General features: G+C 67.7%; 20 protein-coding genes. 12 read left to right on the forward strand and 8 right to left on the reverse strand.

Translation table 11 applies throughout. The annotated features are described in order from the left end of the window. Positions 1-34 precede the first annotated feature (34 nt). Positions 35-1,027, forward strand: a complete 993-nt coding sequence (locus tag AC1DCF_RS01575; RefSeq protein WP_477209480.1) for a TOMM precursor leader peptide-binding protein — start codon at positions 35-37, stop codon at positions 1,025-1,027. Here the strand turns inward: AC1DCF_RS01575 and AC1DCF_RS01580 are convergent. Together AC1DCF_RS01580 and nudC are read right to left on the reverse strand one after the other, a co-directional pair. Further along, the gene (locus AC1DCF_RS01580; protein ID WP_477209481.1) at positions 918-2,630 is read right to left on the reverse strand and encodes an ATP-dependent helicase; all 1,713 of its coding nucleotides are present in this window, start codon (positions 2,628-2,630) and stop codon (positions 918-920) included. The genes AC1DCF_RS01575 and AC1DCF_RS01580 overlap by 110 nt on opposite strands. Then, entirely contained in the window at positions 2,627-3,667 is a 1,041-nt protein-coding gene (gene nudC / locus AC1DCF_RS01585) for an NAD(+) diphosphatase (RefSeq protein WP_477209482.1), read from the reverse strand. Before nudC ends, AC1DCF_RS01580 begins: the two co-directional genes overlap by 4 nt. 94 nt (positions 3,668-3,761) lie before the next feature. Between nudC and AC1DCF_RS01590 the strand changes: the two genes are divergently transcribed. Continuing rightward, positions 3,762-5,096 carry a phosphotransferase gene (locus AC1DCF_RS01590; RefSeq protein WP_477209483.1) on the forward strand — a complete coding sequence of 445 codons (1,335 nt, stop codon included), beginning with the start codon at positions 3,762-3,764 and terminating at the stop codon, positions 5,094-5,096. On the opposite strand, the gene AC1DCF_RS01595 is transcribed toward AC1DCF_RS01590, so the two are convergent. Next, entirely contained in the window at positions 5,018-8,446 is a 3,429-nt protein-coding gene (locus AC1DCF_RS01595) for a UvrD-helicase domain-containing protein (RefSeq protein WP_477209484.1), read from the reverse strand. The two genes, AC1DCF_RS01590 and AC1DCF_RS01595, sit on opposite strands and share 79 nt — an antisense overlap. Then, a complete protein-coding gene (locus AC1DCF_RS01600) occupies positions 8,443-11,733 on the reverse strand; it encodes an ATP-dependent helicase (RefSeq protein WP_477209485.1) in 3,291 nt (1,096 codons plus the stop codon). Before AC1DCF_RS01600 ends, AC1DCF_RS01595 begins: the two co-directional genes overlap by 4 nt. Before the next feature lie 98 nt (positions 11,734-11,831). On the opposite strand from AC1DCF_RS01600, the gene AC1DCF_RS01605 reads away from it, so the two are divergent. From AC1DCF_RS01605 to zapE, 3 genes are read left to right on the forward strand one after another with little or no spacing between them, the layout of a single operon-like run. Further along, positions 11,832-12,056, forward strand: a complete 225-nt coding sequence (locus AC1DCF_RS01605) for a DUF3107 domain-containing protein (protein WP_441791534.1) — start codon at positions 11,832-11,834, stop codon at positions 12,054-12,056. Positions 12,057-12,064: 8 nt separating this feature from the next. Beyond that, positions 12,065-12,373, forward strand: coding sequence for a hypothetical protein (locus tag AC1DCF_RS01610; RefSeq protein ID WP_477209486.1), 309 nt, complete (start codon positions 12,065-12,067; stop codon positions 12,371-12,373). A 41-nt stretch (positions 12,374-12,414) separates the two neighbouring features. Next, on the forward strand, positions 12,415-13,452 hold the full coding sequence (gene zapE, locus AC1DCF_RS01615; RefSeq protein ID WP_477209487.1) for a cell division protein ZapE: 1,038 nt from the start codon (positions 12,415-12,417) through the stop codon (positions 13,450-13,452). Positions 13,453-13,480: 28 nt separating this feature from the next. Here zapE and AC1DCF_RS01620 read toward each other — a convergent pair whose 3' ends face one another. Beyond that, positions 13,481-14,197 carry a ferritin-like fold-containing protein gene (locus AC1DCF_RS01620; RefSeq protein WP_477209488.1) on the reverse strand — a complete coding sequence of 239 codons (717 nt, stop codon included), beginning with the start codon at positions 14,195-14,197 and terminating at the stop codon, positions 13,481-13,483. A 221-nt stretch (positions 14,198-14,418) separates the two neighbouring features. Here AC1DCF_RS01620 and AC1DCF_RS01625 point away from each other — a divergent pair, with 221 nt between their 5' ends. Beyond that, the gene (locus AC1DCF_RS01625; protein ID WP_477209489.1) at positions 14,419-16,140 is read left to right on the forward strand and encodes a DEAD/DEAH box helicase; all 1,722 of its coding nucleotides are present in this window, start codon (positions 14,419-14,421) and stop codon (positions 16,138-16,140) included. Positions 16,141-16,354: 214 nt separating this feature from the next. Here the strand turns inward: AC1DCF_RS01625 and AC1DCF_RS01630 are convergent, their stop codons facing one another. After that, positions 16,355-17,224 carry a PHP domain-containing protein gene (locus AC1DCF_RS01630; RefSeq protein ID WP_477209490.1) on the reverse strand — a complete coding sequence of 290 codons (870 nt, stop codon included), beginning with the start codon at positions 17,222-17,224 and terminating at the stop codon, positions 16,355-16,357. Positions 17,225-17,370: 146 nt separating this feature from the next. On the opposite strand from AC1DCF_RS01630, the gene AC1DCF_RS01635 reads away from it, so the two are divergent. Then, positions 17,371-18,912 (forward strand): aminopeptidase P family protein, encoded by a 1,542-nt coding sequence (locus AC1DCF_RS01635; protein WP_477209491.1) that lies wholly within the window; start codon positions 17,371-17,373, stop codon positions 18,910-18,912. Between the two features lie 124 nt (positions 18,913-19,036). On the opposite strand, the gene AC1DCF_RS01640 is transcribed toward AC1DCF_RS01635, so the two are convergent. Next, on the reverse strand, positions 19,037-19,747 hold the full coding sequence (locus AC1DCF_RS01640; RefSeq protein WP_477209492.1) for a YflT domain-containing protein: 711 nt from the start codon (positions 19,745-19,747) through the stop codon (positions 19,037-19,039). Between the two features lie 56 nt (positions 19,748-19,803). Between AC1DCF_RS01640 and AC1DCF_RS01645 the strand changes: the two genes are divergently transcribed. From AC1DCF_RS01645 to AC1DCF_RS01660, 4 genes are all read left to right on the forward strand, one after another. Beyond that, complete coding sequence (locus AC1DCF_RS01645; RefSeq protein ID WP_477209493.1) at positions 19,804-21,165, forward strand: magnesium transporter MgtE N-terminal domain-containing protein; 1,362 nt, start codon at positions 19,804-19,806, stop codon at positions 21,163-21,165. Beyond that, positions 21,152-21,733: a DUF1003 domain-containing protein gene (locus AC1DCF_RS01650; RefSeq protein ID WP_477209494.1), complete on the forward strand. Its 582-nt coding sequence runs from the start codon at positions 21,152-21,154 to the stop codon at positions 21,731-21,733. Before AC1DCF_RS01645 ends, AC1DCF_RS01650 begins: the two co-directional genes overlap by 14 nt. After that, a complete protein-coding gene (locus AC1DCF_RS01655) occupies positions 21,726-22,877 on the forward strand; it encodes an Mrp/NBP35 family ATP-binding protein (protein WP_477209495.1) in 1,152 nt (383 codons plus the stop codon). The genes AC1DCF_RS01650 and AC1DCF_RS01655 overlap by 8 nt, the downstream gene beginning before the upstream one ends. A gap of 180 nt (positions 22,878-23,057) precedes the next feature. Then, on the forward strand, positions 23,058-23,501 hold the full coding sequence (locus AC1DCF_RS01660; protein WP_477209496.1) for a PGPGW domain-containing protein: 444 nt from the start codon (positions 23,058-23,060) through the stop codon (positions 23,499-23,501). Here the strand turns inward: AC1DCF_RS01660 and AC1DCF_RS01665 are convergent. Then, positions 23,477-24,427 carry a cyclase family protein gene (locus tag AC1DCF_RS01665; RefSeq protein ID WP_477209497.1) on the reverse strand — a complete coding sequence of 317 codons (951 nt, stop codon included), beginning with the start codon at positions 24,425-24,427 and terminating at the stop codon, positions 23,477-23,479. The genes AC1DCF_RS01660 and AC1DCF_RS01665 overlap by 25 nt on opposite strands. A gap of 170 nt (positions 24,428-24,597) precedes the next feature. On the opposite strand from AC1DCF_RS01665, the gene AC1DCF_RS01670 reads away from it, so the two are divergent. Beyond that, positions 24,598-26,148, forward strand: coding sequence for a succinic semialdehyde dehydrogenase (locus tag AC1DCF_RS01670; RefSeq protein WP_477209498.1), 1,551 nt, complete (start codon positions 24,598-24,600; stop codon positions 26,146-26,148). The last annotated feature ends 5 nt before the right edge of the window (positions 26,149-26,153 follow it).

Below are 26,153 nucleotides of genomic sequence, written 5' to 3' on the forward strand. Positions count from 1 at the left end.
CGGCACAGGCGCGCGCTGAGGCATCATCGGGGGCATGGTCATCCGGCTGAACCCCCAGTACCCGGTCGTCTGGCGCACGCCCGACAGCATCCAGATCGGTATCGACCGACCGATTGCGGTGGTCACCCACGTCTCCACGGCCCTTGAGCGCGTCGTGAATCTCTTGCGTGTCGGCCTGCCACGCTCGAGCATCGTCATGATGAGCCGGGAAGTCGGGGCCACCGACGCCGAACTGTCAGCGCTGCTGAGGGCGCTTCGGCCCGCCTTGGAGCTGACGGGCGAGGATCGCACCCGCGGTGACCAGGTGGCCGAACCGCGGCCCGGCCGAGATCCGCACTCCGACCCGCCCAGCGGGCCCGATTCCCCGGCCCGGACTGTGGTCTGCATTGACGGCGTAGGACCGACGGCCGACGGCATCGCACACTCCGTGCTCGGACTCGGGATCCAGGTGGTCACGGCCTCGCCCCTCGACCCGTTGAGTAGCCCGCACGACGATCGTCATCCGCAGAAACGTGCCCACGTCGGCGCGGCAGTGACGGCAACGCCGAAAGCAACGGCCATGGTCGCCCTCGTGATCGGAAACTATGCGCTTGATCCGCGCCGGCACGGGCAGTGGTTGCGCCGCGACATTCCGCACCTGCCGGTGCTGTTCGGCGACAGTCAGGTGAGCATCGGCCCCTTCGTCGAACCGGGGGTCGGGCCCTGCCTGTACTGCCTTGAGCTGCACCATATCGATGCCGACCCTGCCTGGCCGGCGATCGCCTACCAGCTCTCTGACCGCCTCGCCCCGACCGAAACCGCACGAATCAGCATGGAGGTCGCGGCGCTGGTGGCCGGCATCGTGGCGGACCGGATCGAGACGGGCAGATCAGAGTTCACCGCCGCATCGCTCCAGCTCGACGCGGCAACGGGTCAGATCACGCGCCGCGCGCACCGGCGACACGGGCGCTGCGGATGCCGAGCTCTGTCAGAAATCGCGATCGCTCCCGTGGGGCGCGCTGATCGCGGCCTGATCCTGACCAGCTGAGCGCCAGCATCCGCCTGGCCCGCGTGACGCCGACGTACAGCAGGCGGCGTTCCTCGTCGATCTGCTCGAAGGTTGTGGCGTAGCTGATCGGCACGAGCCCCTCGGACAACCCGATCACGAATACCGCCTCCCATTCGAGGCCCTTCGCAGAGTGCAGCGTGGCCAGGGTGACGGCCGAGACCGTCGGTTCGTGCTGACCGGCCTGGCGTTCCATGAGTTCGTCGGTGAACTGCCGAAAAGTGGTTCCCTCCGGCGCCTCGTCGACCAGACCCATCAGCGCGTTGAGCGACTCCCACCGGTCGCGCACCGAACCCGGAGCCTCGGGCGCGGTCTGGCTCCAGCCGAGCGAACGCAACACGTCACTCACCGACTTGAAGAGCGGCTCGCCGACGATCGACACGGATGCCGCGCGCAGCTGCATCACCGCCTGCTTCACCTCGGGAAGGTCGAAGAACCGCTTCGACCCGCGGATCAGAAAGCTCACACCGACGTCGCCGAGCGCCGTCTCGAGCGCCGCAGCTTGCACGTTGAGGCGGTACAACACCGCGATCTTCTCGGGCGGCGTCCCGGCCTCAATCAGCTCGAGGATCTGCTGGGCGACCCCGCGCGCCTCGGCCATGTCAGTCGGGAAGTCGCGCACGGTCGGTTCGGGGCCGGCCTGGCGCACAGCCGCCTGCAGGGTGAGCGCACCGGCGCGACCCCGCATCAACTGGTTCGCGGTGGCGACGATGGCCGGTGTCGACCGGTAGTTCTGTTCCAGGCGCACGACCGTCGCATCCTCGTAGTGCTTCGGAAAATCGAGCAGGTACTCGCTGCGGGCACCGGCGAACGAGTAAACGGTCTGGCTGGCGTCGCCGACCACGCAGAGGTCTCGGCGGTCGCCGAGCCAGAGGGTCAGCAGGTCGTGCTGCAATGCCGAAACGTCCTGGTACTCGTCAACGACGAAGAAGCGGTACTGCTCGCGCACCTGAAAGGCGACCGACGGCTCGTTCTCGATCATGCCCGCCATGGCCAACAGCACGTCTTCGAAGTCGAGCTGCTTGCGCTCGTCTTTCAGCCGCTCGTAAGTCTCTTGCAGGGCGGCGACCTGGTCGACGTCCAGCCGGCCGGGCAGGGTGCGCGACGCGATTCCGGCGGCGTACTGCTCGATGCTGAGGCCCGAGACCTTGCGCCATTCAATTTCGGCGGCGAGGTCACGCAGTGTCGGGGTGTCGAGCTTCAGCTTCAACACCTCGGCGGCGTGGCCGAGCAAGCGCCCCTTGCCGTCGAGCAACCGTGGAACTTGACCGCCGACGACGTGCGGCCAGAAGTAGTTGAGCTGCGAGAGCGCGGCCGCGTGGAAGGTGCGCGCGGCGACACCGCCGGCGCCGAGCTGCCTCAATCGGCCGCGGAGTTCCGCCGCGGAGCGCGAGGTGAAGGTGAGCGCCATCACCCGGTTGGGCGCGTAGGCGCCGGTGGTCACGCCGTAGGCGATCCGGTGGGTGATCGCTCGGGTCTTGCCGGTTCCGGCGCCGGCCAGCATGCAGACCGGTCCGGTCAGAGCCTCGGCGGCGACACGTTGCTGGTCGTCGAGTCCGGCGAGCAGCGCGTCGGGTGCGCTCATCGGTTCGCCTGCGGTGCGTCGAGTCCGGCTGTCGCGAACGCGGAGCCGGTCGAGGGGGCCGCGTCGCCGACGCCAGTGGAATCGTCGTCGTGCCCCTCAGCCAGCCACCGGTCAAGCAACGCCCGCGCGATCGACGACGGGCCGGGCAGCAGGATACTCTCGCCCTCTGCCCGCAGATCGGCGCGACTGAACCAGCGCAGGTCGAGAATTTCTTCACCGTCGGGCACCAGGGCGACCGGTGATTGATCGGCGGCGAGTCGCGCGGTGAAGCCACACATGATCGAGGCTGGGAAGGGCCACGGCTGGGATCCGAGGTAGGTCGCGTCGGTCACCCGCATGCCCGATTCTTCGTGCATCTCACGAATCACCGCGGCCTCCAGGGACTCCCCCGGTTCGACGAATCCGGCGAGCAGCGAGTAGCGGTTGTTCTCCCACATCGCGTTGGAGCCGAGCAACACCCGATCGTCATCGTCGGTGATGAGCACGATCACCGCCGGATCGGTGCGGGGAAACACTTGACTGCCATCCTGCGGGCAGCGTCGCGTCCAGCCGCTGTCCTCAACGTCTGTCGCAGTGCCGCAGCGCGGGCAGTGCGTGTGCGAGTCGTGCCAGTTGACGACGCCGACTGCTTCGGCAAAGGCTCCCGCGTCACGGTCGGAGAGGGTGGCGGCCACCGTGCGCAGTGACGCCCAGCGTGACTCGTCGGGCTGCAGCAGGGCGGCAGCGCCATCGTTCAGAACGGCCGCGACGATCGGTGTTCCGACGGGTTCGAGGGAGGCGGGATCAAGCGAGCGGCCCAGGTAGACGCAGAGGGTGGTGTCACCCAGCTGGTCCGGTGAAAGCAGGTCCAGACGAGGGGGCTCCGCACCGGCAGTTTCCGGGGCGGCCAGTAACGCCCGGCCGCGCCAGAGCGGCACGACGCGCGTGGACGCATCCGCCCAGAGTTGAGCAATCAAATCGGTGTTGCCGCGGGCCGCATGATCCCGGTCAATTGCGTGGCGGGACAGCGGAAGCTGCGCTGAAAAGTCGAATGACACGGTGTCCCCTTCGAGTTCGGGGCTGGTGCGCCGAAATTCTGTGCTGGCGTGGCGTACGCGCGCGCGGAACGCAACTCGACCTAACCTAGAAGGCATGGCCAGATCCCATCTCACTCTAGCCGCGTTGGCCACCTCCGCTCTGCCTGGGCTCGACGTCGCCCAGGCTCGCGCGCACAGCCAGCGCGCCCACGGACTTTTCGACTCAGCGCTCATCATCGACCGCGACGGACGAGAGCTCATCATTCGGGTTCCCCGTTCGCAGGCAGCCGAGACCGAGCAGTCGGCCGACCTGGTGGCGCTGCGCGCCCTCACCGTCGGCAATCGCAGCAGGCTGCCGTTCGACGTGCCCGAGTTCGTCGGCCAAGCGCCGGCCGGACCGACCCGCGCGGTTCTCTACGAACTGCTGCCCGGCGATTCCTTTGAGACGGATGCCCTGACCGGCCACGTCGGAGTCTCGGGCTCCATCGGTCGCTCGATCGCCGCCATCCACGGACTGCCGACCGCATTCATCGCCGACGCCGGCCTTCCTCAGCAGACCGCCCTCGACTGCCGCACCAGCACGATCGCCCTGATCGACCGGGCGGCAGAGACCGGCTACCTGCCCGCTGCGCTGCTGCGCCGTTGGGAACAGGCCACCGACGACGACTCGCTCTGGCAGTTCGCGCCCACGGTGGTTCACGGTTCGCTGAGCGATGAGTCCTTCCTCATCGTCGACGATGCCGTCTCCGGCATTCTCGGCTGGTCGGCGCTCAGCGTCGGTGACCCCGCCCGCGACCTGAATTGGTTGCTCGCCGCCCGCGGCGAAGCCGCCGAGACCGCGGTGGCCTCGTACCTCGCCGCCCGTCAGGGCGGCGACCCCCGCCTGACCCAGCGTGCGCTGCTCTATGCCGAACTCGAGCTGGCCCGCTGGTTGCTGCACGGCTCAGACACCCGCAACCAGGAGATCGTCGACGATGCCGTCGTCATGCTCGATGGCCTGGTCGAAACGGTTCACAGCAACACGATGGAATCGCTCTCGACCGACACCGGCCCGGTTCTCGATGTCGCTGACGTCGAGACCCTTCTCGACGCGACGCCGCACAGCTCGCTCGGTCGGGACGCAGGTGCGTCTCCGCACGGTTCGGCGATGCTCACCGACAGTTTCGACCGTTCCGAGTTCGCTTCCTTGCGTGACCCGTTCGAGGAGTCGGCCGATGCTGATTCCGCGGAGACGCGCGAGGGGGCCGATACGACCCACTCGTCGGGTTCAGAGAGCGCATCGGGCACTGCTGACGACGACTCCGGAGAACGAGACCGATCAGACCCGTTCGCCGAACTTGACGGTGAAGGCGACCCGAATGCGACTGTCGCCTACTCCTTCGAAGATATTGAAGAGCTGACCGCTCGTTCCACCGAGGCCCAGGCTTCGACGAGGTCCTCTTCGGAGTAGATCCGAACGGGAGCAATCACGGTGTCGTCGGCGACGAAGTAGAACACGGCGTCGACGAGATCGGGATCGATCCCCTTCCAGCTGGCATAGGCCAGACGGTACAGGGCCAGCTGCGTCTGCTTGAGTTCGAGGTCTGCCGCGTTCTTCGGCGCCTTCCCGGTCTTCCAGTCGACCACCTGGTAGCCCGTCGCGGTGCGATAAACGGCGTCGAGCTTGCAAATGAACACCTGGCCGGCCAGCACGTGGTGAATCTCGATCTCGACTTCTTCGGGTTGCAGACTCCCCCACGGCGACCGCTCGAACGTCGCCTGCAGTCGGGCGAGCTCAGTCGAAGTGGTGTCGCCGGTCGGCAGCGGTTCGGTCGCGTCGGCGCCGGTCGACGCTGTGCCATCCTCCGCTCCCTCGGCGATCAGATCGAAATCAAGGTCAAGCTCGCCGAAACCGACGTCGATCAGATCGGCAGAGGCCCCGCCGCCCGAGCGCGTTTCGACCCAGGAATGAAACAGGGTGCCCAGCCGGGTCGCCCGGTACGGCCGTTCGGGCATCGGGCGCCGAAGCCCTGCCGCGACGGCGGCCGGGTCGTCGACGTAATCCTTGAACCGTGATGCGGGGATGCGTGTCGGCAGCGGGACCGTCGTGCTCCCGGCCAGGCGGAGCGCCCGCTCCTCAAGCAAGAGGGTGACATCGCGAGACCAAACGGTGTCGGCATCCACCGGCGACTCCAGGGCCCGGCTGACGAACCCGGCGGCGGTTTCGACCACGACACGACGTGTGCCGAGCGGGTCGAACGGCCACTCGTCGGTTCCGGACTCGGCGCTCTCCGGTTTCTCTTCGAAGCTGCTCACGGCCGGCAGCTCGGGGATCAATCCGGCCTCGACGAGTTCGACGAGGTAGCGGCTTGCCGTGCGCTGGGTGGTTCCGTTCGCCCAGAATGCGCCGGTGAGCAGAAGCTCCTGCTGGGCCCGCGTCGTGGCCACGTAGATCAGGCGGCGCTCCTCGGCTTCATGCCGTTCGGTGAGCGCGGTCTTGTACTGCTTGAACTCAGCGTCGAACGACAGCTGGGTGTCGTGCAGCGTCCAGCGCAGCTCCGGCAACTCGTCGCGGTCGCCGCGCATCGGGTAGGGCAGCTCCCCGAAACGCAGCCAGCCGGCGCCGTCTCTGGCCGCGGCCGGCAGGCTCTTTTCGGCCAGGTTCGGAATGGCGACGTAGTCCCACTCCAAACCCTTCGAACCGTGAATGGTGAGGAGTTGCACCGCGTCGGCCTCTGCTGCCTCGCCGCGGGGACCCATGTCGTCCTGACGCTCGGCCCGGCCGAGCCAGCGCAGAAAACTGCCGAGCGTGCCGTGCTCGTCGCTGTCGAGAAATGCAGAGATGCAGTCATGTAACGCATAGAGGTTGGCCAGGCCGAGCCCGAAGGTCTCGTTGGCGACCAGCTCGACATCGAGAAGAATCTCTTGCTCGATCAGCCTCACGAAATCGAGAAGGGGCAACCCGGCCCGTGAGCGGAACCAGGCCAGTTGACGACCGGCGGCGCGCAAGCGTTCGCGTCCGTCTTCGCTGAACCCGGCGAGCTGGCTGTGCGACTCTGATGCGGTGGCCACGAAGTCGAGGGCGTCGACCAGCGAACTGGTCTCCTCATCGGCGACCGACGCCCGCAGCTTGGCCTTGAGCTCGTCGCTGAGCGCCTGCTGCGCCCAGTCGTGGGAGGCGAGCCAACTCGCCACCCCGGACAGCGCCTGCAGGTCACGCGGTCCGATCCGCCAACGCCCGCCGGTCAACAGCCTGATCAGTTCGCTTCCCGACGCCGGGTCGTGCACGACCCGGAGCACGCTGACGACATCCGCCACTTCGGGCGTGGAGAGCAGCCCGCCGAGCCCCAACACATGGGCACGCACCCCGTGGGCGCGCAGCACGTCGGCGAACAGTTCCATCTCGCGGCGGGCCCGGAACAGCATCGCTCCGGTCTTACCCCCACCAACGGTGATCCGTTCGGCGAACCAGCGGGCGACGAGCGCCGCCTCTTCGGCGAGGGTCTCGGTCAGTGCCGCTTCGACGCGACCCGCTTCTTTTCCGGCCGGCACCTTGAGCGTGTCGACCTGGATTCCGTTGGGCTTGGCCCGCAGGGCCTCGGACAGCGGCGAGACGAGCGCGTTCGCGACATCCAGCACCGACGACGGGTTGCGCCAGGTGTACGACAAGGACATGGTCGGGGCGTCACGGTTCGCACGCCCCGCGAAGTCCTGTGAGAAGCCCAGCAGGTTCGCGGAGCTGGCACCGCGCCAGCCGTAGATCGACTGATGCGGGTCGCCGACGGCCATCACCGGGTGGTGGGCGAACAGGGTGCTCAGCAGCTCGGTCTGCAGCACAGAAGTGTCTTGATACTCATCGAGCAGCACGATGCGGAACTGGTCGCGGTAGCCGGCGACGACCCGATCGACCCGCTGGCACACCTGGAGGGCGAGCGAGACCTGGTCGGAGAACTCGATCAGCCCCTGCCGGCGCTTCTCGGCCTGGTACAGTTCGGCCAGTTCGGCCAGGATCGGCAACGGTGCGACGGCGGCCAACGACTCGATGACGGAGTCGTAGGGTTTCGTCTTGCGGGTGGAGCCGTATGGAAGGTCGGCCAAATAGCCGAAACTGTCGGCCAAGCCGGCCAGATCGTGCGGCTGCTGCGGCTCGCCTGGCACAAACGGGGGCGGGTTCTCGGCGAGCACCCGGCTGAACTGCAGCACGGCATCCGTCACCGCGTCGAGTTTCTTGCCGAACGGAACGAGGCGGTCATCGCCGTGCTGAATCACGACGCTGCGCGCCAGCAGCCAGGCGGATGTCTCGGTGAGCAGCACCGACTCCGGCTCGCGGCCGAGCAGGAGCGCATTGTCGCTGAACAGGCGGCTGGCGAAGGAGTTGTAGGTGGAGACCGTGGGGGTATTGAACAGGTCGGAGGCGTCGCGGGCGCCCTCGACAGACACGGCAGCGCCTGATACCTCGACGCTTGATTCCTCGGCGCTCGGCTGACGGCTCGGCAACAACCCGGCTGCGTCAAGTTGTTCGATGCGCCCGTTGATGCGCTGGGCGAGCTCGCCGGCGGCCTTGCGGGTGAAGGTGAGGCCGAGGATCTGATCGGGACGGGCGTGCCCGTTGGCCAGCAGCCAGAGCACCCGGTTCGCCATGGTCTCGGTCTTGCCGCTGCCGGCCCCGGCCACGACGAGCGTCGGGGCGAGGGGGGCTTCGATGACCGCCTGCTGTTCGGTGGTCGGCGGGAACATCCCGAGCGCTTCGGCGATCTGCAGGGCAGAAATTTGTGGGGCGGAGTTCGGCGGCGTCTCGGCGGGGTTCGGGGCGTGACTCATGAACTGACCTGCTTGATGATGTGGAGGCGGCATGACCCGAACGACCACGGGTCGAGGCAGTGCGAGGCGATCTCGGCGACGAAGACCGCGCCGCCCATCCCGACCGCGTCGTTCTTCACCCTCGTGCGGAAGGCGTCGAGCTCTTCGGGAGTGAACGGCTGCTGAGTCGGGTTGCGGTAGTTCTTCTTCTGCGTTCCCGAGGAGACGATGACCAAGCGGGCGCCGGCGAGGTCGGCTCCGTCGGGAATCCCGGCGATGGCGCCTTCCTGGAAGGCGAGTTGATAGGCGCCGAGTTGCGGATGCTCGGCCACGCCGGCGTCGTTGATCGGGTCGCCCTTTCCGGTCTTCAGGTCAACGATGACGGCCCGGCCGTCGCTGAGCTGCTCGACCCGGTCAACGGTGCCCGACAGGATGGCTCCGTCGACGTCGAGGGTGAATTTACCCTCGGCGCTCAGCAGCGTGCCGCCGTCGCGATCAAAATCGGCCAGGTAGGAGGCGAGCCGATCGGTCAACGCCCGAGCCTCGAGCTTGGCCACCCGGGATTGCCATTCGGCGTCGAAAACGAGCTCGTCCCAGCGCTCGTTCACCCCCGTCCAGAGGGCCTCTGGCGTCACATCCGTCGCCCGCTCCATCACCGTGTGAATGATCGTGCCGAGGTTCGCCGCGGTGTTGCTGCCGCCGCCGCCGACCTGGCCGATCAGCCAGTGCAGCGGACAGGCCTCGAATGAGGCCATCTTCGACGGGGAAACCCGCACCGGGTCGTCACCGGACTGCTCGTTGCCCTGCGCGTCGCTGCGCGGTTCGGGGTCGTTGAGCGGGCGCAGGGTGCTCTGGGTCTTCAAGCCGTACCACTCGTCGGGATGCGCACCGGCGACACTCTCGCGAGCGAGGCGGGCGAGGGTGGCGGCTGCATCGTTGGCCCGGCGGCTGGTGATCTGGTCGTCGCTCACGCGCGGACCGACCGCGGTGGTGAGGTCGCGGCGCAGCCGTCCCACCATGCCGCGCAGCGACAGCGGGTAACGAGCAAGGGTCTCTGGGCTGCTGTCTGGCTCGGGAAGCAGACGCAGAAATACTGACGGCTGATTGTCTTCATTCGCGATCGCCGTGACCAGAACCTCGTGGCGGGCTCGTGAGGTCGCCTGGGCGAACATCCGCAGCTCGTCGTGCAGCACACCGGTGCGCGCATCGGCCGCGTCGGGATCTTGGTGGCTGGCGACCGCGGCGAGGTCGCCGGCGCCGAGCAGCGAACCGCGCACCCGCAAGTCGGGCCAGACGTTCTCTTGCACGCCGGCGAGCACGACGAGATCGAACTCGCGCCCGATCACCGCGCTCGGGGTTGCGACGATGACCGCGTCGTTCTGGGCGCGCGGCGCAAGGGTGTCTTCCGGCACATCGGTGTCGACGAGGTGTTCGAGAAAAAGCACGGGTGGGGCATGCGGAGTGCGCTCGACGAAGCGCTGAGCGGCGGAGAACAGCGCGACGACGGCGTCGAGGTTGCGGTTGGCCTCATCGGCGACGATGCCGGTGCCGGCCGATTGTTCGAACCAGATATCGGCGAGACGGCTGCGCTGCCAGAGCCCCCAGAGCAGTTCCTCGATGGTCGCGCCGGCCTGGAATTCGGCGGATGCGGCGCGCAGACTTGCACCGAACGCCGTGGCTTTGCGGGCGGTGCGGTTGTCGATCGTGGCCAAGGCGTCGGCCACCTGGAGTGCCTCGACGAGCAGTTCGTCGGCGCTGCGGGTTCCGTCGCCGGCGAGCTCGTGCTGCCGCAGAGCGGCCCGGAGGCGGCGCAGAGTGATCGGGTCGAGTCCGCCGAGCGGGCCGCTGAGCAGCGCCGTCGCGGCCTCGGCATCAAGGGCCTTACGGCCCAGAGTCACTTCGAGCGCGAGGATGAAGGCGCCCACAGCCGCTTCGTCGCGAAGCGCGGTTTGTGCGCTGGCGACCTGGGTGGGAACTTCCAGCGAGGCGAGGCCCTTCGAGAGCGCCGGAACCAGGGATCCGGTGCGCACGACGACCGCCATCTGCCCCCACGGCACCCGGCCGAGAAGATGCCGCTCGCGCAAGCGCCGGGCGATGACGGCGAGCTGTTCGGCGGGGTTCGTCACCACCACCGTCTGCACGAGATCGGTCGGGGCCGAGGAATCGGATTCCAACTCCGTCGCCGCACCCGCCTCCGCGCCATCCGCGCACGCCACGGTCGCGGCACGCTGCGTGCCGGCGGCGGCGGTGCCGATCCGGCTCGTGGCCTCCCGCACCACGGCGCGCACGGCGCCCCCGTGCCGGTAGACGGAGCCGAGGGTGAAAGTCTGAACGTCTGGACGGCCGAGGTAGGAGCCCAGCCGGCCGAGGGCATCCGGATGCGCGCCACGGAACGAACCGGTCGAGAGGTCGGGGTCGCCGACGGCCAGAATCGCGACGCCGCGAGCCGCGAACTGGGCCAGCAACGCGAGGGTGGCCTGCGTGGCTTCTTGAGCGTCGTCGAGGATGATCAGGCGCAGGCCGGCCAAGGCGCCGAGTGTCGACTGCCCGGCCGTGCCCGCTGGCGCGTCGTGCACCAGCGCGGTGGCGAATTGCGCGAGTTCGGTGGAATCGTATTGCCCGGGCCGTGTCTGGTCTTTCACCTCTTCATAGCCGCGGATGAACTCGGCGGCGGCGCTCCACTCTGGCCGGTTCGTCTGCCGCCCCCAGTCGGCGAGACGCTCGGGTGACACACCGTACTCGACGGCGCGCATCATCAGGTCGCGCAGCTCCGTGCGAAAACCGCGCAGCCGTCGGACCTCGGGGCCGAGCGTCGTCGGCCAGGCCGGCCCGGTCTTCTCGTCGAGGTGACCCTGCAACAATTCGGCGATGATCTGGTCTTGCTCGCCACCGGTGAGCAGAGTCGGGCTCACCCCACCGGAGCGGGAGACGGAATCGCGCACGATCTGAAATGCGACAGAGTTCGCGGTGCGCGCGAGCGGGCCCTGAGTAGGAACCCCCAATCGGAGGGCCAGCGTGTCGCGCAGCGTTGCGGCGCCCGACCGCGTCGGCACCAACACCAGTACCTCGCTCGGCGAATAGCCACGACGAAGCACCCGATCGGCGACAACCTCGATGAGGGTCGTCGTCTTTCCGCTGCCGGGGGCTCCGATCACGGCGCCTGAGATGCCGTCGGGCAGGCCGAGAACCGCTGCCTGGGACGGGTCGAGCGCTGGGTCACGTACAGGCGCAAGCACGGGGGTGAGCACAGGATCGGTCGCACTGTCGACGGGGAGTTCTGTCGCTGCCTCGGGTCCGATTCTGCTCACGTTTTCAACGGTAGCCGGTTGCGCCGACAGTGAACGCTGTGCGGCACCCGTGCGGTTCTGTCGTAATCTGAGCGGGTAGGCAACGAAAGGCGCATCTAGTGGACATCCGCATTGGCATCTTCAACACTCCCCGTGAGATCAACTTCGAAACATCGCAGCCGGCAGCGGACATCGAGGCAGCCGTTGCTGCAGCGCTCGCCGACCCCGCGGGATATCTGAAGCTCTCCGACGACAAGGGCCGCATCTACGTCGTTCCGTCCGTCGGTCTCGCGTACGTGGAACTCGGCTCAGAAGAGTCGCGCCGCGTCGGTTTCGTCGCTTAGGCATTTCGATGGAACTGCTCTTCGTCGCGCTGGGCGGGGCCCTGATCGGTTTGATCGTGCGCTATTCCCTTCCGGGCCGCGCGACACAGGGCGCTGTGCTGATTCCCGCATTCGCCACCGGACTCGCCTCGGTCGTCTGGGTCGCTTTGACCTGGCTCGGCCTGAAGTGGGACGGCGGCTGGATCTGGTGGGTGACGTTCGCCATCGCTGCCGCAGTGACGGTGGGCGTTGACCTGCTGCTGACCCGTCAGCGTCAGCAGGGCGACACTGCTCTGCTGCACACGCTGATGAGGTCGGGCGCACCGCGCACATCCTGATCGCACCGTGTGGATGACTTCACCGTGTTCATGATCGCACCGTGTCGGTGACGACCCTGGCAACGGGCCGCGCCCTTGATCCGGACCAGCAGCACCTCGTCGACCGGCTCGACGAGGTGCTCTCGTCGTTGACGGCTGACTCCGAAAACGCGGATGCCCGGCGCGGGCTCTACGTGCACGGCTCGGTCGGACGCGGCAAGACCTGGCTCTGCGATACCTTCTTTGCCGGAGCGCCGACCACGGCCAAGCTCCGCATCCACGTGCACGATCTGCTGCACGATCTGCACCAGGCCATCTGGCGGGCCCGGTCCGCCGGCTCGGTTTCCGCTGACCGTCCGGATGCCATCGAGTTCGCTCTCGCCGAGATGCTGGGCGACCTCGAGCTGCTCTACCTCGACGAGGTTCATCTGCACGATCCCGCCGACGCCGTGATGCTCGGCCGGGTGCTGCAGGCCGTGTTCGACCGCGGCATCCTGCTCATCGCCACGTCGAACAGCGCGCCGGACGACCTTCTGCCGAGCCGCGAGTTTCATTCGCTGGCCGAACCGGCGATTGCCCTCATCGGGGCGCACCTCGACACCGTCGAACTCGGCGGCACACTCGACTACCGTCGCACCGATGTTCCCGCTCGTACTCCGCGCGAGTCCGGGTTCGTCAGCGGCTTCTGGGTTTCAGAGGCCGAACTCGACGAACTCTCCCCCGGCGACCTCCGACGTCCGACCGCGGCCGAAGAGACCGTGCTGTCGACGAACGGGCATCATTTCACCGCACGCCGCGCAGACGCCGGTCACGTCTGGTTTCACTTCGACGACCTCTGCGAGGGCGACACGTCGATCCTCGACTATCTGATCTGGTCGAGAGAGTTCCACACCTGGGTCATCGAAGGGCTCCCCCCGCTACATACCGCGACGCCGCAGGCGCGCCAGCGATTCGCCCACATCATCGACGTGCTCGTCGATCGGGATGTGACGCTCCACGTCATCAGTGACAGTTCACGCAGTGAGATCTCCGGCGCGGCCGGACTGCGCGATGCCGAGCGACTGCACAGCAGGCTCGCGTTGCTGCGGAGCGCGAGGTAAGCGAGCGCGTCTGAGCGTGTCTGAGCGGCTACGCCGTCAGGCCGAGCTCGTCCATTCGGCGGGTGTGCGCGGCGATGATCTCGGTGAAGACCGGCTCGATCCGTGACTCATCGCGGGAGAGGTCACCGGAGACATGCAAAGCCGACCGCGCGATGAGCAGAGTGTCGCCGACCAGACGTCGACCCCACAGCGCCAACGACGACGCGAGTTTCGGGTCCGCAGCGATTGCTCGGGTGACCTCGGTCACGACCACCGCGAAACCCGCATCCTGCTCAATGATCTTCACCACGCGTGAGCGGGTGTCACCCGGCAGACCGACGGCCAGGGCCGCAAAGAAATCGTCGAGAAGGCCCGTGGTCAGGTAGCAGCCGATCAACGATTCCGGCCAGGTCGCGCCGGCTCGCATCCGTCGAAAAGCGTCGAGTTCCGCGGCGAAGGGAGCCATCGCCTCGGCCGGATCCGAGCCGTGGCGGCGCAGCTCGCCGACGAGTGCTTCATGCTTGGCGAGGGCGAGCCCGGCCGAACGGCTCAGTTGTCCTTTGACGGTCACCGTGGGGGCGGCCGTCGCGGCCTGGGCCAGGCTTTCGAAGACGCCGAGCTCCATGTATGCGGCCTGGCCGAGAAACTGTGGCAGCGGCGGGACGAGCTCTCCGAGATCGACTTTCATCGTCGGCAGGGACTCCCCGCGGCCCGTCAGGCGCGGGATCTCCAGGCGCTTCGCGCGTCGACCAAACCATGAGACCACGTGCCCAGCTTAGAGCGTCACAGCGGGCGGGCTGCGGCGATCTTCGTGACGCGAACGGCGACTTCGCAGGGCCCCCCATACAGAAAGAGGAGGCGCTTCACGGAGATTGCCAGGCCCGTTCGGTAAGCTGGCCTCACATCCCCGGCATCGGATCGGTGATCATGCGCCTGAAACAGAAGACGGGCGCAACCCTCTTCTTCAGTAAAGACAGGCATACATTCGTGACTTTCTCCGAACTTAATATTGACCAGGACATGGTCGACGCTCTCGCCGACAAAGGCATCGTTGAGCCGTTCCCCATCCAGACCCAGACCATTCCGCTCGCTCTCGCCGGCCAGGACATCATCGGCCAGGCCAAGACCGGAACCGGTAAGACCTTCGGCTTCGGCCTCCCGCTGATCCAGCGCCTCGGCCTGAACCCCGAACCCGGCGTGCAGGCGCTCATCGTCGTGCCGACCCGTGAACTGTGTGTTCAGGTGAGCGAAGACCTCGAGCTCGCCGCCAAGAACCGCGACACCAAGATCGTCTCCATTTACGGCGGCAAGGCCTACGAAGGTCAGGTCGAACAGCTCAAGGCCGGCGCGCAGATCGTCGTCGGTACCCCGGGCCGTCTGCTCGACCTCGCCAGCCAGCGTCTGCTCGACCTCAAGAACGTGCGCGAAATGGTGCTCGATGAGGCCGACAAGATGCTCGACCTCGGTTTCCTCGCCGACATCGAGAAGCTCTTCGCTCAGACCCCGGCCGGCCGCCACACCATGCTGTTCTCGGCCACGATGCCCGGCCCGATCGTCGCCCTCGCGCGCCGCTTCATGACCAAGCCGATCCACATCCGTGCGACCGACCCCGATGAGGGCCTCACGCAGGCGAACATCGAGCACCTCGTCTACCGTGCGCACAACATGGACAAAGACGAAGTGATCGGCCGCATTCTGATGGCCGAGGGCCGCGGCAAGACTGTGATCTTCACGCGCACCAAGCGTGCCGCAGCCAAGCTCGTCGAAGAACTCAACGACCGTGGTTTCAACGCTGCGGCCGTGCACGGCGACCTGAACCAGGAACAGCGCGAACGCGCCATGGCCGCGTTCAAGGCCGGCAAGAAAGACATCCTGATCGCCACGGATGTCGCAGCCCGCGGCATCGACGTCAACGACGTCACCCACGTGATCAACCACACCATCCCCGAAGACGACAAGGCTTACCTGCACCGCGTCGGCCGCACCGGACGTGCCGGCAAGACCGGCATCGCCGTGACGTTCGTCGACTGGGACGACCTGCACAAATGGGCGCTCATCAACCGCGCGCTCGAGTTCGGTCAGCCGGAGCCGACCGAGACGTACTCGTCGTCGCCGCACCTCTTCACCGACCTGAACATTCCGGCCGGCTCCAAGGGACGCCTGCGTGCGACCCCGATCAAGGAGGTCGTGGCCGGCAGCGGCCCCGGTCGCTCGGATTCGGGTCGTGGCGGTCGCAGCGACTCCGGTCGTAGCGATTCAGGTCGCGGCGATTCCGGTCGCGGTGGCTCAGGTCGCGGTGGGTCAGGCTCTGGTCGCTCCGGCGCACCGCGCACCGAGGGCGCGCGTACCGATGGCGCTCGCGCCGAAGGCACCGCGGTCGAGGGCGAGCGCACCGGCTCCAGCCGTTCACGCTCCTCCCGCGGCGGCCGTTCCGGCGGACGCTCGGATGCCCCGCGCACCGAGACCACCCGCACTGAGCCCCGCACCGAGGCGAACCGTACGATCCAGCCGACCTCGGCCGACCAGCCGGAGATCCGCGAGGGTCGCACCCGCACGCGCAACCGCGTCAGCCGTGTGACCAACCCGGCAGCGCCCGAGGCCGTCTCGGCCGCCGGCACCCACGACGGTGGCGGCATTGAGCACCGCGACGGCAACAGCGCCCCGCGTCGCCGCGTGCGTCACCACTCAGAGACTCCCCCGCAGGTCTAGTCCTTGCGACACGAACGGCCCGTTGCATCTTCGGATGCGGCGGGCCGTTTTTCTGTGGGCATGCAGTCGTGCGGCCACCCGTCGTGAAGCCGCTCTCGGTCGCCCATTCGACGGAGATTCGTGCGAAATCAGACAGAATCGGGGCAAAACCGGCCCGATTCTCAGAAATCTCCGTCGAACGGGAGGTTGCGGGGCAGCGGAGTGTCGGCGCCGATCAGGCGAAGATCGGCGCCGAACCGGCGCCCTGCGCGATGATCGCGTCCAGCACCTCCGGAGCCGTCGTGTTCTCGCCCAGACGGTTCGGCTTGCCCGCACCGTGATAGTCGCTCGAACCGGTGACGAACAGGCCGTGCCGGGCAGCCAGCACAGCCAACCGCGCCTTCGCCTCCGGCTTGTTCTCGCGGTGGTCGAGCTCCAGGCCGAAGAGGCCGGCCTCGACGAGTTCGGCCAGACGCGCCTCGTCCATCAGGTCGCCCACACCCCGGGTGGCCGGATGCGCCAGCACCGGCACTCCCCCGGCCGCCCGCACCAGCTGCACCGCGTGCAACGGGTCAGGCGCGTAGTGCGGCTGGTAGTAGCCGGCCCGCCAGTGCAGGATTCCCTCAAAAGCGTCACTGCGCGTGGGCACCACGCCGCGCGCAACGAGTGCATCGGCGATGTGCGGGCGGCCGATGGTTGTTCCCGGCGTCGTCTGGGCGAGCACGTCGTCCCAGGTCAGCGCATAGTCGGCGCCGATGCGCGCGACCATCGCCTCGGCTCGGGTGTGCCGCGCTTCACGGATGCGCGCGGTCTCGTCGAGGATGCCGGCATCCGTCGGGTCAAACAAGTAGGCCAGAAGGTGCACGCTGGCATAGCCCTGGCGTGTGCTGAACTCCATACCGGGAATGAGCGTGATGGCGACCTCGCGCGCGGCGGCGGACGCCTCGGCCCAGCCGGTCGTCGAGTCATGATCGGTGAGTGCGACGGTGCCCAGACCCGCCGCATGGGCGGCACGGATGAGTTCACCGGGGGTTTCGGTTCCATCGGAAACGCGCGAGTGCGTGTGCAGGTCGATCGGACCCACAAATCGTCTCTCAGCGTTCATTCCCCTATGTTACTGGGGTCGACCGGCCGCACGATGGCCCCGGCGCACCGCCCGTGTGGCGCAGATTCCGGCGAGAAGCTCGACGCGCCGCCGGCTCCCCTCCCTGCACACAGCACGAGCCGGGCTGGCGGTGAAAGAATGGGCGCATGGCTGATAGCACCGACACCGGAATCTCCCCCGCCCCGCGCTCGAACGAGAACCGTTCGACTACCCCGAGCTCCGACGGGTTCAAAAACTTCATCTCCACCGGATGGGCCGAACGCACTGACGTTCTGCCGTCGGCACGGGAACAGGCTTCGTTCGCGGCAACGCGCCGTGCCAAGCTCTCGGCGCTCTACCCGGGAGTGCGTCTGATCATTCCGGCCGGGCGCCTCAAGCAGCGCTCGAACGACACCGACTACGCGTTCCGCGCCCACTCGGGCTTCGCGCACCTCACCGGTTGGGGCAGCGACTCCGAACCCGGTGCCGTGCTGGTGCTCGAGCCCGCCGACATGGGTCACACCGCAACGCTCTACTTCCGTGAGCGCGCCGGCCGCGACTCCGACGAGTTCTACGCGAACGCGGAGATCGGCGAGTTCTGGATCGGACCCCGTCCGTCGATCGCCCAGGTCGCCAGCGACCTCGGCCTCGAGGTGCGCGGCATCGCCGACCTGGCAGCCGTCTTCACCGCCGTCGACAGCTCGACCCTCGTCATCCGCGAAGCCGACCCGGCACTCACTCTCAAGGTCGACGAGGCGCGTCTGCGTTTCGCCGCAGAACGAGTGCTGAGCAACAACGCCTCAGACAGCCCGTTCAGCGTGGAGATCAACGGCGAGCACGAACCTGACGACCTGCTGGCCCGCGACGTGTCGGAGCTGCGCCTCGTCAAGGATGCCTACGAGATCGAACAGATGCGTCTCGCCGTCGCGGCGACTGCGCGGGGCTTCGACGACGTCATCCGTGACCTGCCGCGTTCCAGCACCCACCAGCGCGGTGAGCGCCTGGTCGAGGGTGTCTTCAACACGCGTGCCCGCGCCGACGGCAACACGGTCGGCTACGACACGATCGCGGCCTCCGGCTCGCACGCCTGCATCTTGCACTGGACCCGAAACGACGGACCGGTGAGCCCCGGCGACGTGATTCTGATCGACGCCGGTGTCGAGCTCGACAGCTACTACACGGCCGACATCACCCGCACGCTTCCGGTCAACGGCACGTTCACCGCGGTGCAGCGCCGGGTCTACGACGCGGTCTGCGAAGCCGCGGATGCCGCGTTCGCCGCGGCTCGCCCGGGTGCCGTGTTCCGTGAGGTGCACGCCGCGGCCATGGACGTCATCGCCCGTCGCACCGCAGAGTGGGGCATGCTTCCGGTCACGGCCGAGGAAGCCCTGGAGCCCAGCAACGGCCACCACCGCCGCTACATGGTGCACGGCACCAGCCACCACCTCGGCCTCGACGTGCACGACTGCGCTCAGGCGCGTCGCGACATGTACATGGACGGCGTGATCGAGCCCGGCATGGTCTTCACCATCGAGCCCGGCCTCTACTTCCAGCCCGACGACCTTACGGTTCCGGCCGAGTACCGCGGCATCGGCGTGCGGATCGAGGACGACATCCTGATTACCGCGGATGGCGCCGAGAACCTGTCGGCCGCGATCCCGCGCACGTCGTCGGATGTCGAAGCCTGGATCGCGACGCTCACGAAGTAGCAATCGCTCGAGGATCGCCGCCACGACCGAGAGTCGCCGTTGCAACGGCGATTCTCGGGAGCGGCGGCGATTTTGCGTCGCGGGTCAGGCCGTTCTTCGCGCGGCGGTGTCTACGCTGCGGTATTTACGCGGCGGGACCCTGCGTCGGTCCGGTCTGACCCGGCTGGGCCGACTGCTCCGGCGCGTCGGCCCCGGCATCGGCTGCGTCAGACCCCGGAGTCGCGTCGTCGGCAGACGTCGCCGGCGGCACCGACTCCCCATAGGCGCCCGGCTGGTAGGTCGGTGCCACATAGGCGCGTGGCGGGTCAGACGGATGCGGCACGTCAACGGTTTCGCTCTCGGCGACACCCTGCCCCGAGAGCATGTTGCGCGCCTTGTTCACCAGAGCGTGGTCGACGATCACCTGATAGTTCGTGGCGATGACCTGCATCGTCGAGGTGAAGTCGCGTCGACGGCGATTCAGCGCGTAGCTGACCAGGCCGAACAGCATGCCGAAGCCGGCACCGATCAGCACGGCGGCAAAGACAAAGGGCAGACTCGAACCCGTCGGAGAGAAGATGAAGAAGAGCAGGCCGAAGAAGATTCCGAGCCAGGCGCCGGAGGCCGCGCCGCCGAGCGCCACCCGGCCGTAGCTCAGCTTGCCGGTGACGCTCTCGACCGTTTTCAGGTCGTTGCCGACGATCGACAGCTGACGCACCGGAAAGTCTGCTTTCGCCAAGACGTCGACCGCGGCTTGTGCCTCCGCGTAGGTGACATAGGTGGCCACGACCTCTCCCGTCGGCATGACAGGAGAGACGAGCGGACGTCGCGCGCCGAATTGACTCATATTGCTCATGTCGCCATTCTTTCACGACCGCCGGAGTTCCCTGGTGAGTGGCCTACATTTGTACTGTGAGTGCCTCCAGAGTCTTCGTCGCCCGCTTGGCCGGTTGCACCGTTTTCGACCCCGCTGGGGATCGGGTCGGAAAGGTGCGCGATGTACTTGTCGTGTACCGAAAAAGCGACCCGCCCCGGGTAGTCGGCCTCATCGTTGAGATCCCCGGCAAGCGTCGCGTCTTTTTGCCGATCGGTCGAGTGACGAGCATCGGCAGCGGCCAGATCATCACCACGGGTCTGATCAATGTGCGCCGGTTCGAGCAGCGCGGCGGCGAAGTGCGCGTGATCGCCGAGATGCTCGGTCGCAAGGTGCTGTTCAACGACGGTTCCGGCGACGCCACGGTCGAAGATGTTGCGATTGAAGAGACCGACCAGGGCGAATGGGCGATCAGCCAGCTGTTCGTGCGCCGGCCCAAGACCAGTGCGTCACCGTTCGCCAAGGGTGCGACGGCGTTCACGACCTGGGGCGAGGTGCGTGAGAAGTCGACCGTGGGCGAAGCCCAGTCGGCCGAGCAGCTCATCGCCACCTACTCCGATCTCAAGCCGGCCGACCTCGCCAACACCCTGCTCGACCTGCCCGAAGAGCGCATGTACGAAGTGGCCGGAGAGCTCTCCGATGACCGCCTCGCCGACGTGCTCGAGGAGATGCCGGAAACCGACCAGGTCGGCATCCTCGCCACCCTCGGTGACGCCCGGGCCGCTGACGTGCTCGACCACATGCAGCCCGACGATGCCGCCGACTTGATCGCGCAGCTGCCCGAAGGCCGCGGCGAGCAGTTGCTCGACCTGATGGAGCCCGAAGAGGCAGAAGACGTGCGTTTTCTGCTCTCCTACGCCCCCGACACCGCCGGCGGCCTGATGACCACCGAGCCGATCATCGTCTCGGCCGACGCGACGGTCGCCGAAGGCCTCGCCCTCATCCGTCGCCATGACCTCGCTCCCGCGCTCGGTGCAGCGATCTGCGTCACGCTGCCGCCGTACGAGGCGCCGACCGGCCGCTTTCTCGGCATGGTGCATTTTCAGCGGATGCTGCGCTACCCTCCGCACGAACGGCTCGGCACGTTGCTCGACTCTGGCCTCGAGCCCGTGACCGCCGACACGTCGGCCGCTGAGGTGTCACGCATCCTGGCCAGCTACGATTTAGTGTCCGTGCCTGTCGTCGACGACAACCATCGCCTCGTCGGGGTGGTGACAATTGATGACGTTCTCGACTATCTGCTCCCGGATGACTGGCGAAGTCAGGACGGCAACGACGACGTAAGACGTCGCGCTGCCGCACGCACGATGCTGGCCACCGGCAGCATCCCGCTTCCGGGCGGACAAGACGCGAAGGGCCCAGTTCCGGGCGGAAGGAGGAGTCGACGTGGCACGAGCTAACAAGTCAGACATCCGCCTCGACACGCCCAAGGGGCTGCGTCAGAGCACTTTTCCCACCCGGGGACCGGGCAGCGACCGGTTCGGTCGTTTCACCGAGTCGATCGCCCGCGGCATGGGCACTCCCTGGTTTCTGGTCGGGCTGACGGTTTTCGCCGTCGGTTGGATGCTGTGGAACACCCTGGCACCCGAGCAGCTGCGCTTCGACTCGATCGCGCTCGGCTTCATCGCGCTGACCTTGATGCTCTCCCTGCAGGCGTCCTATGCGGCCCCGATGATCCTGCTCGCGCAGAACCGGCAGGATGACCGTGACCGGGTGCAGATCGAGCAGGACCGTCAGCGCGCCGAACGCAACCTTGCCGACACCGAGTACCTCGCCCGCGAAGTCGTTGCCCTGCGGCTCGCGATCAAGGACATGGCGTCGAAAGACTTCATTCGTGCCGAACTCCGCAGCCTGATCGAGCACCTCGACGAGCGCGACCAGGAGGCGCTGGCCGAGGCCGACGAATCGACCGCTGCTGCTGCGACTGCTACTGCTGCAGCGCTGACCGAGCGTTCGACGAGTGCTTAAGGAGCGCGTGCTGGCCGCACTGGCCGGCGTGATTGATCCGGAGATCCGCAAACCGATCACCGATCTCGACATGGTGGCCGGCGTGAGCGAGGATGCCGCCGGGCAGGTGACCGTCGGCATCCGTTTGACGATTGCCGGGTGCCCGGCGGCGACGCGCATCGAATCGGATGTGCTGAAGGCTGCCGAGTCCGTGGCCGGCGCCGGCAACGCCACGGTCGAGGTGTCGGTGATGACCCGCGAACAACGGCAGGCGCTCACCGAGAAACTGCGCGGCGACAAGGCCGTGCGCAGCAACCCGTTCGGGCCCGATTCACTGACCCGCGTCTACGCGGTGACCAGCGGCAAGGGCGGTGTCGGCAAGTCGACAATCACCGCGAACCTCGCCGTCGCGTTGGCGAAACGTGGCCTGGCCGTCGGCATCATCGACGCGGATGTCTACGGGTTCTCCATCCCCGGTCTGCTCGGTCTCGTCGACAGCTCAGAGGGCGGTTCGCGTCTGTCCGTGAAGCCGACGCAGGTCGGCGACATGATCCTGCCGCCGGTCGCGCACGATGTGAAAGTCATCTCAATCGGGATGTTCATCGATGATGCCGCGGCGGCTGTCGCCTGGCGCGGACCGATGCTGCACCGCACGATCACCCAGTTTCTGACGGATGTCTACTTCGGCGATCTGGACATCCTGTTGCTGGATCTGCCGCCCGGCACCGGCGACGTCGCCATCTCGGTCGGCCAGCTGCTCCCCCACGCCGACGTACTCGTCGTGACGACTCCGCAGGCCGCAGCGGCCGATGTCGCGGAGCGCAGCGGAATCGTGGCGCGGCAGACCGGTCAGACCATCTACGGCGTGATCGAGAACATGTCGGGCCTCGCGCAAGCCGACGGGACCGTGCTCGAGCTGTTCGGCTCCGGCGGCGGCGAGGAGGTCGCCCGGCGACTCTCGGCCGGCCAGGACAGCCCGGTGCCGCTGCTCGCGCAGGTGCCGCTCAGCGTGGCGTTGCGGACCGGTGGCGACATCGGCGCGCCCGTCGTGCTGGCCGACCCGTCCGATCCGGCGGCCGTCGCGATTGAGTCGGTCGCTGCGAAGCTGGCGACGCGCTCCCGTGGTTTGGCCGGGCGGAGTCTCGGGATCAGTCCGCGGTTCTAGGGTCGCGGCCGGGACATCCGCTTGCTGCCTCGCGTTGCTCCGCCTTGCGTTGTTCTGCCTCGCGCCGGCGCGGTCTATCCCCCTGGGCGCGCGTAATACTCCTCGCCAGCCGGGATAGCCCGCGCCCAGCCTGATCTCGGGCAAATCCATGCACGCAGTGCGGCTGGCTACGATGAAGGCATGCAGCCACGTCAGCGTCCGGCGACCGAGTCCAACTTCGGTACTCCCCCGGTCGGCGGCGAGCCCACAGCTGACACTCCGCCGCGGAGAGGCCCCGCGGTCCGCGCATTCACGAGTGTGCGCGCGGGAATCGGCCGCCATCCCACGGCCAATCGGGTCTATCGCACGACGGTTGGAGTCACCGGTGCCGGAACCGTCGTACTCGGGGTACTCCTCATCCCCCTGCCGGGTCCCGGCTCCCTGATCGCCCTGGGCGGCCTGGCGCTGCTCGGCACCGAGTTTGCAGGCGCGAAGAAGGCCAGCACCACGATGAACAAGGCCGCGCGGGCCGCCGTGAGAAAGGCCCAGGCTCACCGTGCGGCGAAGGCGGAGGCGGCGAAGGCGGAGGCGGCGAAGGCGGAGGCGGAGGCTGCGCGAGACTATCCGACGGGAACGGTCGCGTAGGCCCTCACCGGAAACGTGCCGAATGCCTCGACGAGCGGCGGCGCGGCCGTGAAGGTGGCCCCGTGCGGGGGCACGTCTCCCAGCCCGGTGAGATGTTCGACGATGGGGATGCCCGCGGCGAGCAGCAGACTGTGCGCCGGTCGCGCGCCCCCGCTGCTGGTGTCGTCGATGTTGACCGAATCGATCCCGACGAGCGCCGCATCGTGCTCGACGAGCCACCGCGCGCCCGCCTCGGTGAGGTACGGGGCGTCGACGGCGTAGCTCGGCTGTGCCCAGTCGCGGTCGCCTCCCGTGTGCAGGAGCACCGCGCATCCGCTGACGTCGAATGCCGCGAGGTGGCCGACGTCCACGGCTCGCGCGCCGCTTCCGCCCGTGCGGACGACCACAACGGGAAGATCCACGAGTCGCGTCAACGGCACTCCGGCGAGGTCCGCCCCGTCCGCGTAGCGATGAAACGGGCTGTCCAGGTAGGTGCCGGTGTTGCCGACCATTGAGATGCGGTCGATGGCGAACTCGGTGCCCTCCGCATAGAGGCTTCGTGAGGCCTCCCGGGTGAGGTGCGGGGTGGTCTCCGGCGCAGGAAGGCCGGGGTAGGTCGTTTCCCCCGCCCGGATGACATGGCTCAGCTCGACGAAACGCTTCGGAGCCGAAGCGGCCCGGCCGCCACCACGTCGAGCGTCGCCAGCCGCGGCCGTATCGCTCGGTCCCCCGCGCGTTCCCTTGTGCGGTTCGGCGACGATCTCGACATTGCGCAGGGTCACCGACTCGGCCATGAGCAAACCGAGCGAGGCGACGAAGAGCGCGCCGATCAAATCCGTCGACGTCTCGCGGGACGGGATGTCGACCCGGAATCCCTCTGCGCTCAGGCCGCCCCCGTTCGAAAAGGTCACTGTCGCATCGAAGCTGGCTCGGTATTGGGTCGTCATCCTGACAGCCTGGCGATTCGCCGGCGCGTGCACAATCGATCGGGCCGTCGAAATCCTGCCAAGTTCGTGCAGGCGTCCGCGTGCACCTCGGTCGACTCAAAACCCAGCCAGAACTTCTTCGCCAGAAACTCCCTGCCACCAAGTGGGTCAGTTGACCTAGACTGACCGTCATGCCCGCCTCCCTGCTGGAACACACGCTCACCTCTGAACTCACCCGCGACGTCACCACCACGTCGGGAGAGTCGGTGCCGGTCATCGCACCGTTCACCGGAACTCTGCTGCACGACCTTCCCACGAGCAGTGTGAGCGATGTGCAGGATGCCTACTCCCGCGCTCGGCTGGCTCAGATCGCCTGGGCGCGGGCCGGGTTCGCGCACCGCCGCGCGGTTCTGTTGCGTGCCCACGATCTGCTGCTGCAGCGCCGGGAGCTGTTTCTTGACACCCTGCAGGCCGAAACCGGCAAGACACGCGGGCAGGCCTTCGAGGAAGTCTTCCAAGCCGCCTCCGTCACCCGCTTCAACGCTCTCGCCGCATACGGGGTGCTCCGCGGCGGGCGGCGCCGGGCCGGCATTCCCCTCGTCATCACCACGCGCGTGCGCTACCGGCCCAAGGGCGTCGCCGGCGTGATCACGCCGTGGAACTACCCGTTCAGCCTGGCCGCCATGGATGTCGTGCCCGCCCTCGCGGCTGGCTGCGGCGTCGTGCAGAAGGCCGACAACCAGGGCGCGTTGTCCATCCTCGCCCTGCGCCGCGCGTTCATCGACGCCGGAGTGCCCGAGCAGCTCTGGGCGATCGTCACCGGTGACGGCCCCTCGATCGGCGGCGCCGTCACCCAGGATGCCGACTACATCTGCTTCACCGGGTCGACCGCCACCGGCAAGATCGTTGCCGCACAGGCCGCGACCACCCTGACCGGCGCCTCGCTGGAGCTCGGCGGCAAGAACCCGCTGATCATTCTCGACGACGTCGACCCGACGAAGGCGGCCGTCGATGCGGCATCCGCCTGCTTCTCGTCGCTCGGTCAGCTCTGCGTCTCGACCGAGCGCATCTATGTCGAGCGCGGTGTCGCCGCCCGCTTCCTCGACGAGTTCGTGGCCACGACGAAGAACCTCGCGCTCGGTTCGGCGTTCGACTACACGGCGGACGTCGGCTCTCTCACCTCACAGGCCCAGCTCGACCGGGTCACGGCCCATGTGAAGAACGCCGTCGACCAGGGCGCCACGGTGCAGGCGGGCGGGCGGGCCCGACCCGATCTCGGACCGTTCTTCTTCGAACCGACGGTGCTCACCGGCGTCACTCCGGAGATGGACTGCTTCGCGTCAGAGACGTTCGGCCCGGTCGTCTCAGTATCGATCGTCGACTCGGAGCAGGAGGCGATTCTCGCCGCCAACGACAGCAACTACGGACTGAACGCCTCGGTCTTCTCCGGCTCGCCCCAGCGCGGGCTCCGGGTGGCGACAGCTCTGGAAGCCGGCAGCGTGAACGTGAATGAGGGTTACCGCGGCTCGTTCTCGTCGGTGGCCGCGCCGATGGGCGGCATCAAGCAGTCGGGCCTCGGCCGCCGCAATGGCCCGGAGGGGCTGCTGCGGTTCGTCGACGCGATCACGGTTTCTCGTGCGACGGGGCTGTTGCAGTTGCCGCGTTTCGGTCATGAGTTTGCGCAGCTGGCCGGTCCGATGGTGTTGCTGGCCGGTGTGCTGAAGGCGGTTCGCCGGCGCTAGGCCGC

Source organism: Leifsonia sp. 10L418 (assembly GCF_056395445.1).